The organism is Streptomyces sp. NPDC052496 (genome assembly GCF_040679095.1).
GTDB lineage: Bacteria > Actinomycetota > Actinomycetes > Streptomycetales > Streptomycetaceae > Streptomyces.
Window position 1 is genome coordinate 307,319 of sequence record NZ_JBFAUH010000004.1, and the last position, 17,167, is coordinate 324,485.

Annotated in this window: 17 protein-coding genes and 1 pseudogene; 9 read left to right on the plus strand and 9 right to left on the minus strand. The window is 72.4% G+C overall.

Annotation, left to right across the window (positions count from 1 at the left end; translation table 11 throughout):
• Positions 1-44: 44 nt before the first annotated feature.
• Positions 45-230, minus strand: a complete 186-nt coding sequence (locus tag AB0L45_RS08505; RefSeq protein ID WP_365837407.1) for a hypothetical protein — start codon at positions 228-230, stop codon at positions 45-47.
• On the minus strand, positions 220-1,308 hold the full coding sequence (locus AB0L45_RS08510) for a BTAD domain-containing putative transcriptional regulator (protein WP_365837409.1): 1,089 nt from the start codon (positions 1,306-1,308) through the stop codon (positions 220-222). The genes AB0L45_RS08505 and AB0L45_RS08510 overlap by 11 nt, the downstream gene beginning before the upstream one ends.
• A gap of 136 nt (positions 1,309-1,444) precedes the next feature.
• Between AB0L45_RS08510 and AB0L45_RS08515 the strand changes: the two genes are divergently transcribed.
• The gene (locus AB0L45_RS08515) at positions 1,445-1,942 is read left to right on the plus strand and encodes a DUF6232 family protein (protein ID WP_365837411.1); all 498 of its coding nucleotides are present in this window, start codon (positions 1,445-1,447) and stop codon (positions 1,940-1,942) included.
• Between the two features lie 194 nt (positions 1,943-2,136).
• On the opposite strand, the gene AB0L45_RS08520 is transcribed toward AB0L45_RS08515, so the two are convergent.
• From AB0L45_RS08520 to AB0L45_RS08535, 4 genes are all read right to left on the minus strand, one after another.
• Positions 2,137-3,090, minus strand: a complete 954-nt coding sequence (locus AB0L45_RS08520) for a bacteriocin fulvocin C-related protein (RefSeq protein ID WP_365837413.1) — start codon at positions 3,088-3,090, stop codon at positions 2,137-2,139.
• A 92-nt stretch (positions 3,091-3,182) separates the two neighbouring features.
• Positions 3,183-4,589 carry a cytochrome P450 gene (locus AB0L45_RS08525; protein WP_365837415.1) on the minus strand — a complete coding sequence of 469 codons (1,407 nt, stop codon included), beginning with the start codon at positions 4,587-4,589 and terminating at the stop codon, positions 3,183-3,185.
• A 511-nt stretch (positions 4,590-5,100) separates the two neighbouring features.
• Complete coding sequence (locus tag AB0L45_RS08530; RefSeq protein WP_365837417.1) at positions 5,101-5,517, minus strand: VOC family protein; 417 nt, start codon at positions 5,515-5,517, stop codon at positions 5,101-5,103.
• Positions 5,518-5,527: 10 nt separating this feature from the next.
• The gene (locus AB0L45_RS08535) at positions 5,528-5,947 is read right to left on the minus strand and encodes a helix-turn-helix transcriptional regulator (protein ID WP_365837501.1); all 420 of its coding nucleotides are present in this window, start codon (positions 5,945-5,947) and stop codon (positions 5,528-5,530) included.
• A 293-nt stretch (positions 5,948-6,240) separates the two neighbouring features.
• Between AB0L45_RS08535 and AB0L45_RS08540 the strand changes: the two genes are divergently transcribed.
• Entirely contained in the window at positions 6,241-8,562 is a 2,322-nt protein-coding gene (locus AB0L45_RS08540; protein ID WP_365837419.1) for a prolyl oligopeptidase family serine peptidase, read from the plus strand.
• Positions 8,563-8,860: 298 nt separating this feature from the next.
• A complete protein-coding gene (locus AB0L45_RS08545; RefSeq protein WP_365837421.1) occupies positions 8,861-9,307 on the plus strand; it encodes a Rieske (2Fe-2S) protein in 447 nt (148 codons plus the stop codon).
• A gap of 72 nt (positions 9,308-9,379) precedes the next feature.
• Here AB0L45_RS08545 and AB0L45_RS08550 read toward each other — a convergent pair whose 3' ends face one another.
• On the minus strand, positions 9,380-10,054 hold the full coding sequence (locus AB0L45_RS08550) for a cysteine hydrolase (RefSeq protein ID WP_365837423.1): 675 nt from the start codon (positions 10,052-10,054) through the stop codon (positions 9,380-9,382).
• Positions 10,055-10,266: 212 nt separating this feature from the next.
• On the opposite strand from AB0L45_RS08550, the gene AB0L45_RS08555 reads away from it, so the two are divergent.
• From AB0L45_RS08555 to AB0L45_RS08575, 5 genes are all read left to right on the plus strand, one after another.
• Entirely contained in the window at positions 10,267-10,731 is a 465-nt protein-coding gene (locus tag AB0L45_RS08555) for a pyridoxamine 5'-phosphate oxidase family protein (RefSeq protein ID WP_365837425.1), read from the plus strand.
• A 456-nt stretch (positions 10,732-11,187) separates the two neighbouring features.
• The gene (locus AB0L45_RS08560; RefSeq protein ID WP_365837427.1) at positions 11,188-12,642 is read left to right on the plus strand and encodes an acyl-CoA synthetase; all 1,455 of its coding nucleotides are present in this window, start codon (positions 11,188-11,190) and stop codon (positions 12,640-12,642) included.
• 178 nt (positions 12,643-12,820) lie between these two features.
• Positions 12,821-14,323: a carboxyl transferase domain-containing protein gene (locus tag AB0L45_RS08565; RefSeq protein ID WP_365837503.1), complete on the plus strand. Its 1,503-nt coding sequence runs from the start codon at positions 12,821-12,823 to the stop codon at positions 14,321-14,323.
• Positions 14,324-14,356: 33 nt separating this feature from the next.
• Positions 14,357-14,848 (plus strand): GNAT family N-acetyltransferase, encoded by a 492-nt coding sequence (locus AB0L45_RS08570; RefSeq protein ID WP_365837429.1) that lies wholly within the window; start codon positions 14,357-14,359, stop codon positions 14,846-14,848.
• Positions 14,849-14,937: 89 nt separating this feature from the next.
• Positions 14,938-15,342 carry a pyridoxamine 5'-phosphate oxidase family protein gene (locus AB0L45_RS08575; protein WP_365837431.1) on the plus strand — a complete coding sequence of 135 codons (405 nt, stop codon included), beginning with the start codon at positions 14,938-14,940 and terminating at the stop codon, positions 15,340-15,342.
• Between the two features lie 42 nt (positions 15,343-15,384).
• Here the strand turns inward: AB0L45_RS08575 and AB0L45_RS08580 are convergent.
• Positions 15,385-15,538: pseudogene (locus AB0L45_RS08580) on the minus strand (transposase); the annotation flags it as partial.
• Between the two features lie 216 nt (positions 15,539-15,754).
• Here AB0L45_RS08580 and AB0L45_RS08585 point away from each other — a divergent pair.
• Positions 15,755-16,117, plus strand: coding sequence for a hypothetical protein (locus AB0L45_RS08585; protein WP_365837433.1), 363 nt, complete (start codon positions 15,755-15,757; stop codon positions 16,115-16,117).
• Between the two features lie 122 nt (positions 16,118-16,239).
• Here AB0L45_RS08585 and AB0L45_RS08590 read toward each other — a convergent pair whose 3' ends face one another.
• The gene (locus AB0L45_RS08590) at positions 16,240-17,148 is read right to left on the minus strand and encodes a LysR family transcriptional regulator (RefSeq protein WP_365837435.1); all 909 of its coding nucleotides are present in this window, start codon (positions 17,146-17,148) and stop codon (positions 16,240-16,242) included.
• Positions 17,149-17,167 lie beyond the last annotated feature (19 nt).

Here is a 17,167-nt window from a genome sequence, read left to right on the forward strand (position 1 = left end):
CGGACCCGCGCCGTCTTCGGCGGGGAACGGGCCGGACGGCGCTGTCACACCCCCGGGACGGCCGGGATGCCGAACTGGGCCTCCAGGACCCGGAAGAGCACCTGCCAGGTCTTGAACTCGGTGTTGGTGTGGACGGCGACGGACTCTGCGCCGTCGGAGGTGCCCACAGCGAAGAAGCGCGAGCCCTGCATGCTGCCGCCCATGCCGCGGAGCCGGACGTCACCGGTCACCGCCGGGCCCAGTTCGAAGACACCGAGGCCGTACGCGGCGTGCGGCATCCTCGGGCTGCGCGTCACCGAGTTCGCACACCCCGGCGGCCAGGGAGCCCGCGCGAGCGTCGTGGCGCAGCGCGTTCCAGTACCAGCGCAGCGGGCCGAGCAGCCGGGCCGCCGCGTCCGCGTCGCGTCCGTCGACGGCCGTGCGCAGCGCGAACGCAAGGTTGTCGTATTCGGCCGCGAAGAGCGCGAACGATTCTTCCTGCCGGGCGGAGCGCAGCAGCGGCTCGTGTTCCTCGGCCACGCCGGCGAAGTGCCGCACGAGACGGTCCCGGACCGCTTCCCGCTCGCCCGCCTGGAGGAGCCGTTCCACCGCGTACGCCCGTACGGTCTCCAGCATGCGGTAGCCGTCCCCGGCCCGTTCCACGAGGGACTTGTCGACCAGCGAGCCGAGTACGTACGGGACGTCCCCGGCCGGCAGCGGACCGCCCGAACAGACCGCCTCGACGGCCTCTTCCCGCAGTGGGTGATCGGCCGCTGCCGTCTCCAGGTCGGCCAGGACCCGGGTGTGGTGGCCCAGCCGCAGCTCCGCCTCGCAGCGGTCCTCGAACGCCGCGACGCGCAACTCCTCCGGCCGGGCCGCCGCCGACGCGGCGTACGGTGCTTCCCGTACGTCGGCCAACGCGGGCCCCTGCCACAGCGCGAGCGCCTCACCGAGCACGGAAGCGGCTTTCCCGGGCGTCCCGGCGGCGAGTTCCTGCCCGCCCCGGGCCGCCAGCGCTTCGAAACGAGCGGCGTCCACGTGCCCCCTCGGCACCGCGAGCCGGCAGCCCGCCCCTGACGACTCCAGCAGCCCGCCGTCGGGCAGCGCCTTGCGCAGCCGGTACACCAGCGCGTGCAGCGAGTTGAGCGCGTCCGTGGGAGGCCGTACGCCCCACAGGCCGTCGATGAGCGCGCCCTGGGCCACCATGTCGCCCGCCGCCAGCGCCAGTCGGGCCAGCAGCATACGCGGCCTCGCACCTCCGATGCCCACCGGCGTCCCGTCACCGTCGAAGACCCGCACCGGCCCGAGCACCGCTATGCGCGTTCCCACCGGCTCAGTGTTCAGGACGCCTGGAGGGAATTCCGGCGGAACCCCTGCGCGGAGCCCACGCCTTCGGCAATGCTGGGCCGACCGTGATGCACCCACAGCGCGACAGCTCGGGGGAAGTGTGTTCTACCGACGTGAAATGATCAATGTCGAGGTCAGCCGGCGGACCCTGTGGGTGGGATCCGCGGCGTACCCGCTGCACAACATCGCCTGTGTGACGACGACCGAAGTGAAGCCGAGATTCTCGGTGGTGATGAAGCGCGCGCGGCCCTGGATGCTCGGGAGTTTCGCCGTTCTCATGGCGCTGTCGGTCGGCGCCGGCGGTGGGGGCACCACGGGCGTGAGCGTCTCGTCGGTGTTTCTCGCCGTCCTGCTCATGCTGCTGGCCTCCGGTCTCATATGGCTGTTCACGGCGTTGCCACGACGGGAACTGCACCGGCTCGACATCGAGACGGCGGGGGCGCCGTATGCCATCCTGACCAGTCCTGACAAGAATCTGGTGGCGCACATCGCCCGCTCGGTCATGGACGCGATCGACAATCCACAGACGGAATTCCAGTTCCAGGTGGAGAACTTCCACGTCGGCGACAGCATCAAGCAGTTCGGCAACCACAACACGGCCAAGGTGACCAGGTGAGCGAAACCGTGCATTTCGGTGACAGGATCTTTCAGATCGGCGACCGGAACACGGGCAAGGCCATGGCCCCGGTGACGTACGGCGATGTCGCGGGGTCACGAATGGTCTGGAGAGACGGATCGGCGGACCAGGCCCGGGAACCCTTCTCGGTTGTTCTCGGCTTTTCTCGGATTCTCTCGGCCTTCCCCGGCCTTTCATCCCCCGCACACACCGTCACACCTCTGCTGCCACAACCACCCACATCCGGAGGCCTGTTCGGTACAGGGCACGGAATTGCCGCAGGAGCTGCACCCGCTGGCGCCTTTGTGACAGTCGCAGTTCATCAGGACGCGGTTCCGTGCACGGGAACCGGCCGAGGCGGCGGGGGCGGCGGGGGCAGGCGACTCGGCCGGGCCGAGCACGCCGAGCGCGGCGAACGACACGTCGGGGCCGAGCACCGCCACCGACTCCTCCCGTAGCCGCTCGACATCCGACGCCGACCAGGCGCCCGTCCCGGCGAAAACGGCCGGTACGGCCGCGGCGACCTTCTCCAGCATCGCCGTCCGCGGCCCGGACAGTTCGGGGTGCGCCGCGCGGTAGCGCTGTACGTGTTCGAGCCACAGTCCGGCCTTCGCGCGGTCCGGGATGCGGGCGTACACGGCCCGGCGCTGCGGCATCGGCAGCGCGGTCACCTCGCGGTAGCCGGTGGGGATCCGGGTGAGGCCGGCGGCCCACTCCTCGGCGCCGGCGGCCGTCATCCGGCGGCCGGCCGAGGCCATGGCCGGGGCGGCGAGCCCGCCGGAGACGAGGAAGGCGCCCAGCGCCAGGCCCGGCACGGCCTTGAGGAGCCGGCGCCGGTCTCCGTGCACGAGCACATCGGTCCGGTTCAGGGCCCGTACCACGCGCAGCGAACCGACCGGCCCCAGAAGGCGGCACAGGCGCGCCGACAGCGCCGGTCCCGTCCACGCCCGTACCCGCTCCCCGTCCACGGCCAGCAGCGTCGGGGCGAACGGCGGTTCGCCGCCCAGCGCCGTGCGCCGCAGGGCGCGTACCCGCTCCTCACCGAGCCCCACCAGCGTCAGCCGGTCGTCGACCACCCCGCCGATCCTCCCGGCCGCCTCGCCGCACACGCCGCAGCCCGCGTCGAACGCCAATAACCACTCCGTCATGGCCACTCCCCTGCTCGCACCGGCACTGCCGCCCCATGCATACCCGCCTTCCCCTCACCCCAGCCCCGGCAGCGCACGGAGGGTGCACGGAGTTACGGGCGCGGTGCGGTGCCGCGCGGAGTCACGAGCATCCGGATGTCGTCCTGCGCCCACAGCACGAACCGTTCGACCGGTGTCACCCGGTGTCCCGGCGCGGGCCGGAACCGGAAGCGCTTGAGCAGGACGGCCAGCACGAGTTCGGCCTCGACCATGGCGAGGCCGGCGCCCTCGCAGCTGCGCGGCCCGATGCCGAACGGGATGTAGGCCAGCCTCGGCCGCCCGGCCACCTTCTCGGGGGCGAACCGTTCGGGGACGAACCTCTCGGGCTCGGGCCAGTGGTCGGGGTTCAGGTGCACGGCCCAGAACGGGTAGAAGACCGTCGTCCCGGCCGGCAGCTCGTAATCGCCCAGGACCAGGGGTTCGGTCGTCTCCCGCGCGCCGTACGGGCCGGGCGGGTAGAGCCGCATCGCTTCCTTCAGCACCATGTCCAGGTACGGGAGGTGCCGCAGGTCGGCATACTCGGGCACCGCGCGGTCCCCGAGTACGCGATCCAGTTCGGCGGCGACGCGGTCCGCCGCCTCGGGGTGGCGCCCCAGGAGGTGCAGGGTCCAGGAGACGGCCACTCCGGTGGTGTGGTGCGCGGCCAGCAGCGTCACCATGACGGTGTCGCGGATCCGCGCGGGGCTCTCACCGGCCTCGACGAGTGCCCCGATCAGATCGCTGCGGTCCGCGCGGCTGCCGGAGCGGTGCGCCGCGACGACCCGGTCGACCGTCGCGCGCAGGTAGGCGAGGGCCCGGGCCGCCCGTTCGGCGCGTTCCGCCTCGGTGCCCGGGGCCGGCACCTGGTAGAGCCGGCCCAGGTATTCGGTCAGCACCTCCTCGAAGGCCGCGACGACGGCGTCCGGGTCCGCGGCGTCCGGATCGGCGGCGTCCGGATCGGCGGCGTCCGGATCGGTGGCATCCGGGTCGGTGGCATCCGGGTCGGTGGCTTCGTCCTCCAGCGCGTAAGAACAGATCATCCGCAGTGACAGCGCGGTGAGGTCCTTCTGCAGCGCGACGGGACCGCGGCCGGCCTGCCGGCCCCAGCGGTCGGCGAGATCGACCGCCAGTGCGGTGAACCGCGCGGCGTGCCGCTCGTGGGACGGGCGCCCGGCCAGCACCGACAGCAGGACGCGCCGCCAGGGAGTGTGCTCCTCGGCGGGCAGCACCTGGAGATTGCCCGCCTCGCACAGCGGGGCCAGGAACTCGAACAGCCGCTCCGGGCGTTTGTCGAGGTGGGCCGTGGCCTCCAGCAGTACGGGGTCGGCGACCGACACGGCCGTCTCCGCGCCCGGCAGCTGGAACCGTACGACGGGACCGTACTCCGCGTGCAGCCGCAGCTGGTAGATGTGCAGTCCGCCCGCCGCGGCGACCGCTCCCACCCCGCCGTCCGGCTGGGGCTCGGGACCAGGGATACGCATGACCAACGCCTCCTGACTGACAGCCGGTTCCGCGCACGGAGGGCCCGTGTGGGGGCCCGCGCGGCGGGGGTGCGGGCTCCATCATCGTGCGGTCAGAGCTGGAAGTGGTCAGAGCTGGAAGTCGTCAGAGCTAGTAGCTGGTCGCAGCTCGAAGGTGGTCGCAGCTCGAAGGTGGTCGCAGCTCGAAGGTGGTCGCAGCTCGAAGGTGATCTCGCGATGGCCCTCGCACCGCCGAACTCCTCGGCGAACGAGTCGGTCTTCTCGATCGGCTTCCGGCTGAGGAGGTCGACGTCCGTACCGCTGGCGGTGCAGTGCTTCCACCCCAGTTTGCCCGCCGCACCTTCAGGGAGCGCGCGGCCTTCTGGGTCCGCGGGGGCGCCTTCCGGTCGGTGCCGGTGGGTTTCATGTTGTCGCTCATGTGCGCTCGTTCACGCACGCGCGGCCCGGTCCGCTCCCCCGGTACGTGCTCCGGGGAAGCGGACCGGGCCGCCCTCATGCGTCGTACGGTGCGCTACTTCTCCCGCGCCTGGTTGAAACGCAGCATGTTGCCGGACGGGTCGCGGAAGGCGCAGTCGCGGACGCCGTACGGCTGGTCGACCGGCTCCTGGAGCACCTCGCCGCCCGCGGCGCGGATGCGCTCGAAGGTGGCGTCGCAGTCGTCGGTCGTGAAGATGACGGCCCGCAGCAGGCCCTTGGCCAGCAGTTCCGCCATGGCCTCGCGGTCGGCGGGCGAGGCGTTCGGGTCCGCGAGGGGCGGTTCGAGGACGATGCTCACGTCCGGCTGCGACGGCGCGCCGACAGTCACCCAGCGCATCCCCTCGAACCCGACGTCGTTGCGCACCTCCAGGCCGAGCACGTCCCGGTAGAAGGCCAGCGCCTTGTCGTGGTCGTCCACGGCGATGAAGCATGTTGAAAGGCTGATGTTCATACGGACAACGCTACGGTCGGGAAGTGGGCTTCGCTTCTCCATTCCTGACCGGTCTCGTATAGATCTTGGCGTAGCAGGCGGGGATGGCGGCGCCGTCGTCGTGACTGCGCGCCCGGTACGCGCTCGGGCTCTCACCGACCAGCTCGGTGAACCGCGAGCTGAACGACCCCAGCGACGTACAGCCGACCTCGAAACAGACCTCCGTCACCGACAGGTCACCGCGCCGCAGCAGCGCTTTCGCCCGCTCGATGCGGCGCGTCATGAGGTAGCTGTACGGCGTCTCCCCGAAGGCGGCGCGGAAGCTGCGGGAGAAGTGGCCCGTCGACATGAGCGCGGCACGCGCCAGCGCCGGCACGTCGAGCGGCTTGGCGTACTCGCGGTCCATCAGGTCACGGGCCCGGCGGAGCCGGACGAGGTCCTCCAGCGTCACCTGGTCATCATCCCACGTGGCGGGGGCCGGCGCCGGGGAGAACATCTGGAGGCGCACCGCGCTCAGCAGGACATAAACACCTGAACACATGTACACTTATCGAACGAAGCCCCGCGGTTCCCCCGTCCGCGGGGCTTCGTCGTCTCCTCCTTCTCCTCGCGACACCTTCTCCTCGCGACCCCTTCTCCTCTCGACACCTTCTCCTTTCGACAACTTTCCCTTTCGGCATCATCTTCTTTCGACCTTGCGTCGCCCCGGTGCCTGACCGGCCTGGTGGATGCCAGAGTCCCGTCATGACCGTTGCTGATGATTTCGCTGATGATTTCGCTGATGGTTCCTACCGCTCGCCCGGCGCTGACTCCGAGACGGCGGCCGCCTTCCCCCCGCAGTTCGCGCGGACCCGGCGCTTCTCCCTCGGTGTGCCACGGCAGTTCGGCGTCTCCCCCGACGGCCGCCGGGTGCTGTTCGTCCGTACCGGCGGGGGCAGTGACCCCGTAGGCCGGCTGTGGCAGTACGAGGGCGGTGCGGAGCGGGTGGTGGCCGATCCGGTGCTGTTGGGGGCGGGCACGGCCACGGAGGAGGAGTTGCCCGAGGCGGAGCGGCTGCGCCGGGAGCGGGCGCGCGAGCACTCCACGGGTGTGGTGGCGTACGCGACCGACGCGACGGCGCGCGTGGGGGCCTGTGCGCTCTCCGGCGCGCTGTGGGTGGTGCGTACGGACGATTGCGCCCCCTGCCACGTGCCGACCGCCGGTCCGGTCGTCGATCCCCGGCCCTCTCCGGACGGACGGCTCGTCGCGTACGTGACCGACGGATCGTTGCACGTCGTCGCCCTGGAGGACGGGACCGACCGGCAACTGGCGGCTGCCGAGGGCCCGGACGTCACCTACGGGCTGCCTGAATACGTGGCGGCCGAGTCGATGGGCCGCACGCGCGGCTACTGGTGGGCCCCTGACAGCCGTCACCTCCTGGTGGCCAGGGTGGACACGTCCAGCGTGGCACGGCGCCACATCAGCGACCCGGCGCGCCCCGAGCAGCCACCGCGCGTGGTGGCGTACCCCTCGGCGGGAACGGCCAACGCGGAGGTGACGCTCCGCGTCGTGCCGGTGGCCGCCGCCTCCGAAGGGCAGCACGTCGAGGTGGCGTGGGACCGGGCCGCGTACGAGTACCTCGTCAGCGCCGGCTGGGACGCGCACGGGCCGCTCATCGGCGTACAGAGCCGCGACCAGCGGACACTGCGCACCCTGGCGGTCGACACGGGCACCGGCGCGACCGCGCTGCTGCACGAGCGCACCGACCCCGCCTGGACCGAGATCGTGCCCGGCACCCCGGCCCGTACGGCCTCGGGAGCCCTGGTCGTGCCCGAGGACACGCCCGGCACCCGCCATCTGAGCGTGGGTGGCACCACCGTGACGCCGCCCGGACTACAGGTGCGCGAGGTCGTCGCCGTGGAGGGCGAGCAAGTGTGGTTCACCGCCAACGAGGAGCCGACGACGGTGGGGGTGTGGCGGTGGGGCCCGGAGGGCGGCCTGGTCCGGCTGAGCGAGGGGCCGGGACTCTTCACTGCCGCCGTTGGAGGCGGCACGGTGGTCCTCAGCGGGGTCACACCGGAGGGACCGGTGGCCGAGGTACGCGGTTCCGGGGCCAACGGGGCCGTTGGGGCCGACGGGGCTGCTGGGGCGGACGGGGTCGCTGGGGCTGCTGGGACCGCTAGGAGTGCTTCGACTGCTGGGACTGCTTCGACTGCTAGGACTGCTGGGACTGCTGGGGCTGCTTCGATTACTAGGGCCCTCGGTTCTACTGAGGTCGCCGGGACCATCGCCTCGCTCGGTGAGGAGCCGGTCGTCACCCCGCGCCCGCACCATCTCGTGCTGGGGCGACGAGAGGTACACAGCGCGCTGTACCTCCCCTCCTGGCACGAGCCCGGTACGGGCAGCCTGCCGGTACTGCTCTTCCCGTACGGCGGCCCGGGCATCCAGTTCGCGGTACGGGCGCGCACCTGGTTCGCCTGTGTGGCGCAGTGGTTCGCCGAGGAGGGCTTCGCCGTACTGGCCACGGACGGGCGCGGTACCCCCGGCCGGAGCCCGGCCTGGGAGAAGGCCGTCCACGGCGATCAACTCACCCCCGTACTGGAGGACCAGACCGACGCGCTGCACGCGGCCTCCGCGCGTTTCCCGGAGCTGGACCTGTCGCGGGTGGCGATCCGTGGCTGGTCGTTCGGCGGGTTCCTGGCCGCCGCTGCCGTCCTGCACCGTCCCGATGTCTTTCACGCGGCGGTCGCCGGCGCTCCGGCGACGGACCAGCGGCTGTACGACACCCACTGGAAGGAACGCTTCCTCGGCCACCCCTCCGAGGTACCGGACCACTACGCGCGCTCCTCCCTGGTGGGCCACGGTCACCTGCTGCGCCGCCCGCTGCTGCTCGTCCAGGGCCTGTCGGACGACAACGTGGCCCCCGCCCACACCCTGCGCTTCTCCGCCGAACTGCTGGCCGCCGGCAGACAGCACAGCGTGCTGCCGCTGCCCGGCGCGGGCCACGCGCCCGCCGACACGGCGGTCACCGAGAACCTGCTCCGCTTCGAACGTGATTTCCTGCGCTCAGCACTCGACAAGAGCTGAACGCCCGCGCCTGCCCACCCGTATGGAACTTCCACAACGCCCAGGGGACGCATCCGCCACGTGGCACGCACCACGCGCGGCGCGCGGCGCGCGGCGCGCGGCACCCCCGGGCACCGACAGTGGGAGGCACGCCATGACGCGGCAGGCATCGGCTCGGCAGGCATCGGATCAGCGGGCATCGGATCAGCGGGCACCGGCTCGGCAGACGCAGACTCGGCGGGCAGCGATTCGCCCGGCGCAGGGAGGGCGGTCGGGTACGGCGACGGCGCGCCGTACGGTCGTCGCGGCGGCCGGCGCGGTGGGGCTGGCCGCCGCGCTCGCGGCGTGCGGGAGCGGCGCGGACGGGTACGGGGACAGCGCGTCGTCCCCGGACGACGGGCCGAAGAACGGCGACACGGCCCCCGGGGGCGCGGACACCGGAAGCCGGGACACCGGGGGCGCGGGTGCCGGTGCGGCCGGGGGCGTGCTGGCGAGGACCGCGGACATCCCTGAAGGCGGCGGCAAGGTCTTCAAGGATCGCAAGCTCGTGGTGACGCAGCCCGCCAAGGGCGAGTTCAAGGCGTTCTCGGCGGTCTGCCGGCACCAGGGCTGCCTGGTGAACGAGGTGGCGAACGGCACGATCAACTGCCCCTGCCACGGCAGCACCTACGCCATCGACGACGGCAGCGTCCGCAAGGGCCCCGCCACCAAGGGGCTGATCGCGGCCAAGGTGAGCGTGGAGGGTGACTCGATCAAGCTGGGGTGACCGGTCGGATCGAGGTGACGATCAGATCGAGGTGACGTTCAGCCTGAGGTGACGGTCAGCCTGAGGTGACGGTCAGGCCGGGCCGACCGGTCGGGTTGCGTCGCCGAGCGGGCCGGGTGCCCCGCTCCAGCAGGAGAGCAGGTCGTCGGTGGTCGTGACGGTGGCGACGAGGGCGAGGGTGTGCCGGACCATCGCCGCGGTGTAGTCCGCCGGCACACCGGCGATGGCGTCGGCGGGCACCACCGCCGTGTAACCGAGGTTGACCGCGTCGAAGACGGCGTTCGGGATCGCCACGTTCGCCGACACCCCGGCGATGACCAGAGTCCGGCAGCCGAGATTGCGCAGCAGCGGGTCCACGTCCGTGCCGGCGAGCGGCGACAGGCCGTGCAGCCTGCGTACGATCAGGTCGTCCTCGGAGACCGGCACCGGGGCGGCGATGCGTACCGCGGCCGTACCGGCGAGCTGCTGTACGGGCAGGCGCTCGGCGGCGGCGAACAGGCGCGCGTTGCGGTTGGCGCCACGGCCGTCCGGGCGGCGCTCGGCGACGGCGTGCAGCACCTGGACGCCCGCCCCGTGCGCGGCCCCGACCAGCCGCGCCACCCGGCCGAGCGCACCGGACGCGCGGGCCGCTTCGGCCAGTTCCGGCAGCGCGCCGTCCGGCCCGACGACCCCGCGCTGGCACTCGACGGTGAGCAGGGCCGTGGTCGCCGGATCGGTCTGTTCCCAGAGGCGGGCGCCCGAAACCATCGTCTCGTCCCTCCCGGGGCCGGTCGTCGCGAAGCCGTACCGATGCGCGATGCACCCGCCCGCCATGGCACCACGGGCGCGGGCCGCGCGAGCGTAGCCGCCATTGCGCCGGCGCGGAAGAGACCGGATGATGCCTGCCACCAGTTCCTGACGGCCAGTCAGGCCGCAGCCGTACGACGGCGACGAAGGTGGGCGACGAAGGTGGGCGACGGATGACGGGCACACAGCGGCGCGGACGCCGCATCATGATGACGCCGCACGAACGGGACGCCTTCCTGGCGGAGCAGCGCACGTGCCGGGTGGCCACCGTGGGCGCGGACGGCACGCCGCACGTCGGCGCCCTGTGGTTCGCCTGGGACGGCACGGCGCTCTGGCTGTACTCGATCACCCGCAGCAAGCGGTGGGCGCAGCTGCGCGGGAATCCACGGATCGCGGCGGTCGTCGACGACGGACACGGCTACGACGAGCTGCGCGGGGTGGAGCTGACCGGCAGCGTGGCGGTCGTCGGCGAGGTCCCGCGAACGGGTGACACCTGCGCGGAACTGGATGTTCCGGAACGCCTGTTCGCCACCAAGTATTTCGGCCTGGACCGGATGCCGCACGACGGCCGGCACGCCTGGCTGCGACTGGTTCCGGACGCCGTGGTGTCCTGGGACTTCCGCAAGATGACGGGGTGAGCCGGGCCGCACCGGGCGTGGTCGCAGTCCGGTGCGGCGGCTCGGTGCGGGTGGCGCGGCGCAGGCGGCCCCGTGCGGCGGCCCGGTGCGAGCCGCCCCGTGCGGCGGCCCCGTGCGGCATCCCCGTGCGGCATCCCCGATGCGAGCAGCCCCGTTCGGCAGCCCGATGCGAGCCACCCCGTACAGGCGGCCCGTTTCGCTCCCGCGCGGCGCCACGCGACCGTGACACCGGTGATCCGTGATCACCGGCACCGTCGGTCCGTGATCACCGGCACCGGCAGTCCACGATCGCCGGCACCGGCAGTCCGTGATCACCATCTCAGCGGCCCGTGATCACCACCCCGGTGGTCCGTGATCGCGTTGTCGGTGGTCTCTGCCACAGTGGTGGGGTCGGCCCGTTCCGGCAGGTCCGGGGCGGCGGCACCGACGTGGGACGACGAGGACGAGGGAGACCTGGTGAACGTGCTCTTTCCGGCGCTGAGCGACGCGTCGCCGCAGCCCGCGCTGCGCTTCGGCGAGCGGGCGCTCAGCTACCGCCAACTGGCTGCGGCCGCGTGCCGGCTGACCGATCGCCTCGACGGTCACACCCGGGTGGCCGTCTGGGCCACGCCCACCCTGGAGACCGCGGTCGCCGTGGTGGCCACGTTGCTCACCGGGGTGGCCGCCGTGCCCGTCAACCCGAAGATCGGCGAGAGCGAGTTGGCGCACATCGTGTCGGACAGCGGGCCGACGCTCGTGCTGGCCGGTCCGGACGACGAACTGCCCGGCGCGCTGGCCGCCCTCCCCCGTATCGACGTCGAGCCCACCGCCGGCAGCGAGGAGGTGCCGCCCCTGCCGTACGAGCCGGGCGCCGAATCCGCCGCCCTCGTCGTCTACACCTCCGGCACGACCGGCCCGCCCAAGGGCGTCGTCATCCCCCGCCGGGCGATCGCGCACACCCTGGACGCGCTGGCGGAGGCGTGGCAGTGGACCGCCGACGACGTCCTCGTGCACGGCCTGCCGCTGTTCCATGTGCACGGCCTCGTCCTGGGCATTCTCGGGCCGCTGCGGCGCGGCGGCCGCGTGCACCACTTGGGGCGCTTCAGCACCGAGGGGGTGCTCCGGGAGCTGGCGGCGGACGGCACGATGCTGTTCGGGGTGCCGACGATGTACCACCGCCTGGCCGTCGAGGCCGGCGACAACCCGGCGCTGGCCAGGGCGCTGGGCCGGGCCCGTCTCCTGGTGTCCGGCTCGGCGGCCCTGCCGCGTACCGACCACGAGCGGCTGGCCGCGGCCGCCGGGTGCCGCGTCATCGAGCGGTACGGCATGACCGAGACGCTGATGAACACGAGCGTACGGGCCGACGGCGAGCCCGCGCCCGGCACCGTCGGCGTTCCGCTGCCCGGTGTGTACGTCCGGCTCGTCGACGAGTCCGGCCAGGCCGTCGAGGCGAGCGACGGCGAGACGGTCGGCGAGATCCAGGTCCGCGGCCCCAACCTGTTCGTCGAGTACCTCAACCGCCCGGACGCCACCGCGGCCGCCTTCGACGGCGGCTGGTTCCGTACGGGCGACATGGCGACGCGCGACGCGGCCGGGAACTACCGCATCGTCGGCCGCAAGGCCACCGACCTGATCAAGAGCGGCGGCTACAAGATCGGCGCGGGGGAGATCGAGAACGCCCTGCTGGAGCACCCGGGCGTCAGCGAGGCCGCCGTGACGGGCGAGCCGGACGAGGACCTGGGCGAGCGGATCGTCGCCTGGATCGTCCCGGCCCAGGCGGCCGAGAGCGCCCCGAGACCGACCGACGCCGAACTCGCCGACCACGTGGCCCGCCGGCTCGCCCCGCACAAGCGCCCCCGCGTGGTCCACTTCCTCGACGCCCTCCCCCGCAACGACATGGGCAAGATCCTGAAACGGAACCTCCGTGCGTAGCGGGGCTCCGGGGACCGGCCCGGGCGCGGCAGCCGGAGGCGGCACAGACTTCCCGGACGGCAACCTCAACGGTGGAGCGGCTGGTGGCGCGGAGGCCGGCGGGGACGCAGGCGGCGGTTACGTGGGCGGGCGGCCCGTACCGGCCGGGCCGTCGCCGCGCTGGTCGGCGCGCGAGGCGATCGCCGTGGTGACGGACGACTTCGCGGAGTTCCCGGCACCGGAGGCGGCGACCAGCGCCCCGCGGCCTACGCCGACCGGATCCACGGCAGCCGGACCCACGCCCACCGCCCCGTACGACGACGGGCCGCTCGCCTGGGACGGGTACGGCTTCGCGCGGCAGCAGGCGCGGGAGCGGACCGGTGAGGACGAGTCCGTGGTCAGCGGCACCGCCCGGGTCGCGGGCGTGCCCGTCGTCCTGGTCTCCTTCGAGTTCGGCTTTCTCGGCGGCTCCCTCGGGGAGCGCACGGGTGACCGACTGGTGGCCGCCTGGACCCGCGCCAGGGAACTGCGCCTGCCGGTGGTGACCCTGATCGCCACGGGTGGCAGCCGGATGCAGGAGGGTATGCGGGCCCTGACCCAGCTCCAGCGGGTGGCCGGCCAGTCCGCGCTGAACCGGGCCGCGGGACTGCCGCAGGTCGCCGTGGTCCGCGACCCGACGACCGGCGGCGGCTGGGCGACGCTCGGCGCGGGTGCCGATGTGGTGCTCGCACTGCCGGGCGCGCAGGTCGGCTTCGCGGGCTCGCGCGTACGACCGGCGGACGCCGACCCGTACGCGTACAGCGCCGAAGGCCAGTTGGCGGCAGGACAGGTCGATGCCGTCGTCCCGCCGGACGACTTGCGCGCGGCGCTCGGCCGCTGGCTACGACTGCTGTCTCCCGGTGACGACGAGGCCCCCTCCCCCAAAACCGCGCCACCCCTGCACGGCGAGACCCCCTCCACCAAGACCACCCCACCCCGGCACGGCGAGACCCCCTCCACCAGAACCGCGCCATCCCGGCACAGCGAGGTTCCCTCCGCCGCACCCGCGCCTCCCCCACCCGCGCTCGGTACGGCCGGACTTCCGGCGTCCGGATGGGAAGCCGTGTGCTCGGCCCGGGACGCGCGGCGCCCCCGCGCCGAGGCGTATCTGGACGCGTACTTCGACTGGCGCGAGGAGATCAGCGGCGACCGCTGCGGCGGTACGGACCCCGGCATACGCTGCGGTTTCGGCCGGCACGACGGGCGCACGATCGCGTTCGCCGCCCAGTGCGGCACGGCCGTACGCCCCGCGGGGTTCCGCACGGCGGCCCGACTGATCCGGCTGGCAGACCGCCTCGGCATACCGGTGCTCACCCTCATTGACACCCCGGGCGCGGCCAACGACCCGGCAGCCGAACGGGCCGGCGCGGGCGCCGCCATCGCCGACGTCTTCTCCGCGCTGGCCTCGGTCCGTACGCTGGTCACCTCGCTGCTGATCGGAGAGGGCGGTTCCGGTGGCGCGCTGGCCCTGGCCGCGCCGGACCGGCTGTGGGCGACGCCGGACAGCTACTTCTCCGTCATCGCCCCGGAAGCAGCCGCCGCCATCCTCAAGCGCGACGCGGACGCGGCACGGGGCACCGCCGACCAACTCCGCGTCCGTCCCCAGGATTTGCTGGACCTCGGACTGATCCGGGGAGTCGTCCCACCGCGCTCCGACGGGTGACCTCCCGATGCTGCCCCGAGCCACCATGCCCCCATGGACACCATCCGTATTCGCCCCGTCCGGCCGGACGAACTCGACGCCGTCGCCGAGCTCCGCTGGCAGTGGGTGCAGGAGCTCGGAGGCGCGCCCACCACCACACGCGAAACGTTCCGGCGTCACTTCGCGGCATGGGCCCGGGAGAACGCGTCCTCGCACCAGTGCCTGGTCCTGGCGCGCGGTGACACGGTCATCGGCATGGCCTGGCTGGCGGTCACCCGGCGCGTTCCGACTCCGCGCGCGCTGGACCGGGCATCGGGCGACGTGCAGTGTGTGTACGTGGCACCGCACGAACGGGACAGCGGGCTGGGCGGACAGCTGATCGACGCGCTGCTGGAACTGGCCCACGAGCAGGGCCTCGAACGCGTAACAGTGCACTCCAGCGCACGCGCCGTCGGAGCCTACTCACGCCACGGCTTCAGCACGTCCCCCTCCCTACTGCAAGCCGATGTACCCGAAGCCCGCGATCACTCCGAGCAATGCCCTTGACGTCGTTTCTTTTGATCCGTGAGACCTAAGCCGATGGTCCGACGCGCCGGCCCGATGCGGTCGCTCACGCGTGCTGGTCGGATGACGGAATGAGTGATCTTGTCAACGAGCCAGGCCCAGCCGTCCGTCTGCGTTTGGCCGAGGAAAGGAACGTCTGGCTGTGCACCGTGCGCCCGGACGGCTCTGCGCACGTCACGCCCGTCTGGTTCGTCTACCAAAGCTCTCGGTGGTGGATCGGTTCGGATCTCAGCTCCGTCAAGGTCAGAAACATCCGCAAGGAGCCCCGGGTGTCCCTGGCTTTGGAGGATGGCCGGTTCCCGGTAGTTGCCGAAGGAGACGCACTCCTGAGAGGTGAGGGGTTCCCCCGCGAGATCGTGACCGCGTTCGAGCAGAAGTACGCGTGGGACGTATCCGCTCCCGAGCGCCCCACCAGCAAGCGTGTGGTGCTGGAAGTGCGTGTACGTCGGTGGCTGCTGGCTGGCACGGCCCAGTGACAGTGGCAACAGGAGTCGGCTTGAAGCGATGAGCCAGCGGTGACAGATGAGGGCCGCGGCGATGCCGGCGAAGGCGAGGAAACGCTCAGCCTTGCGTTCGTACCGGCGGTGCAGGCGGCGGCAGCCGTACGAGCCAGGAGACCGTCCTCTCCACGGCCCAGCGGCGGCGGCCCAGCCGCGTGGAGGACTCGATGCCCGGTGACCAGGCGGATTTTCGATCCGCTCTTGCCGCGGTCGGTCGGATTCGGTCCGGCCAGGCCCCCTTTTTGCTGCCCGGACGCTGACGGAGTCGATCGCGCACCCCGACCAGTCCAGTCCCCTCAGGCGCCGAGTCCGTCGAGGAGGACATGGCGGAGCCGGGCCCGGACCGGCTCCGATCGAGATCGTCGCTGCACACCTCCCCGCCGACGCCGTGGCCGCCACCGTACTGATCGAGGTCATAAGGATCTCCGGCCTCCCGGCCGAGCGAGGCGTCGCATACCCCGGCAGGACGGTTGACCATTGGACCGGGAGCCAGGCCGCCGATGCCCTGACCTCGATCGGAAACCTGCCTGGCAGCGAGCAACACCGCTGCGGCTTCCGGCCAGGCTGGGGCATCCGGGCGTACGAGGATTCCCTCGGCCTGGCGCTGTTCGAGGCGGCGTTCTGCTTCACGTGCCACGAGGCCCGCATGCACGGAACGGCCGTGCCACCCGCACTGGCCACGCAGTTCTTCGACGCGGACGCCCCGTCGGCCCAGGCCCTTCTGGCCCGCTTCCGCGCGACGGCCGCATAGCCGACCGCCCGGATGAGCGGGGTCGTCCCGCGGTCCCGTCACCCCCGTACGTCGTCGTGCCGGTCGCGTCGTCGTGCCGGTCGCGTCACCGCGCCGGGTCGGGGCTGTCCGGTGCCACGACTTCAGCGGCCCTCGACCTCCTCCCCCGCCGCACGCAGCGCGGCGACCGCGGCGCGGATGGACGGCCGCCGGTCGGCGTCGGCGCGCCAGATCGCGTAGACGTGCCGCCGCATCGTGTGCCGTACGGGCACCACGCTCACCCCCTCCGGCACCGGCCCGCGCCCCAGCCGCGGAGCCACCGCGACGCCCAGCCCGGCCGCGATCAGCGCCAGTTGGGTGTGATGCTCCTCCACCATGTGGGAGATGCGCGGCTCGATCCCCTGACCGCGCAGGGTGAACATCAGCCAGTCGTGACAGAACTCGCCCTGCGGCCAGGAGATCCACTCGTCATCGGCCAGCTCCGCAAGCTCGACCGAGTCGCGACCCGCCAGGGGATGACCGGTCGGCACGACCACGTCGGCGGGGTCGTTCAGTATCGGCGCCTTCGCCAGCCCCTCGGGCAGGGAGAGCGGCCGGTTGTGCCAGTCCAGGACGACACCCAGGTCGATGTCACCGCGCACCACGCACCGCACCGAGGCATCCGGCTCCATCTCCCGCAGCTTCGGCCGGAGCTGGGGGTAATCGGCGCGAAGACCGGCCAACGCGGCGGGGAACAGCCCACGCGCCGCGGTGGGGAATGCACCGAGCCGCAGCTCACCGACGGCCTGGCCACGATGAGCCTCCAGCTCGGCCTGAGCCAGCTCGACCTGCGACAGGATCCGTACCGCGTGATCGGCCAGCAGCCGGCCGGCGTCGGTCAGCCGCACGCCGCGGCCGTTCTTGGCCAGCAACTGCTGTCCCGTCTCCCGCTCCAGCTTGGCGAGTTGCTGCGAGACGGCCGAGGTGGTCACATGCAGACCGTCCGCCGCCGCGCTCACCGAGCCGTGCCGGGCCACCGCGCTCAGCGTCCGCAAGCGATCAAGATTCAACATGTAAGCAATGCTAAGCGAT

Bases quoted from the DNA above. Each gene is read 5' to 3' on its own strand.
- AB0L45_RS08515 (WP_365837411.1), top strand. From the start codon at position 1,445: ATGATCAATGTCGAGGTCAGCCGGCGGACCCTGTGGGTGGGATCCGCG.
- AB0L45_RS08520 (WP_365837413.1), bottom strand. From the start codon at position 3,090: ATGACGGAGTGGTTATTGGCGTTCGACGCGGGCTGCGGCGTGTGCGGC.
- AB0L45_RS08525 (WP_365837415.1), bottom strand. From the start codon at position 4,589: ATGCGTATCCCTGGTCCCGAGCCCCAGCCGGACGGCGGGGTGGGAGCG.
- AB0L45_RS08530 (WP_365837417.1), bottom strand. From the start codon at position 5,517: ATGAACATCAGCCTTTCAACATGCTTCATCGCCGTGGACGACCACGAC.
- AB0L45_RS08540 (WP_365837419.1), top strand. From the start codon at position 6,241: ATGACCGTTGCTGATGATTTCGCTGATGATTTCGCTGATGGTTCCTAC.
- AB0L45_RS08550 (WP_365837423.1), bottom strand. From the start codon at position 10,054: ATGGTTTCGGGCGCCCGCCTCTGGGAACAGACCGATCCGGCGACCACG.
- AB0L45_RS08555 (WP_365837425.1), top strand. From the start codon at position 10,267: ATGACGGGCACACAGCGGCGCGGACGCCGCATCATGATGACGCCGCAC.
- AB0L45_RS08570 (WP_365837429.1), top strand. From the start codon at position 14,357: ATGGACACCATCCGTATTCGCCCCGTCCGGCCGGACGAACTCGACGCC.
- AB0L45_RS08575 (WP_365837431.1), top strand. From the start codon at position 14,938: ATGAGTGATCTTGTCAACGAGCCAGGCCCAGCCGTCCGTCTGCGTTTG.
- AB0L45_RS08590 (WP_365837435.1), bottom strand. From the start codon at position 17,148: ATGTTGAATCTTGATCGCTTGCGGACGCTGAGCGCGGTGGCCCGGCAC.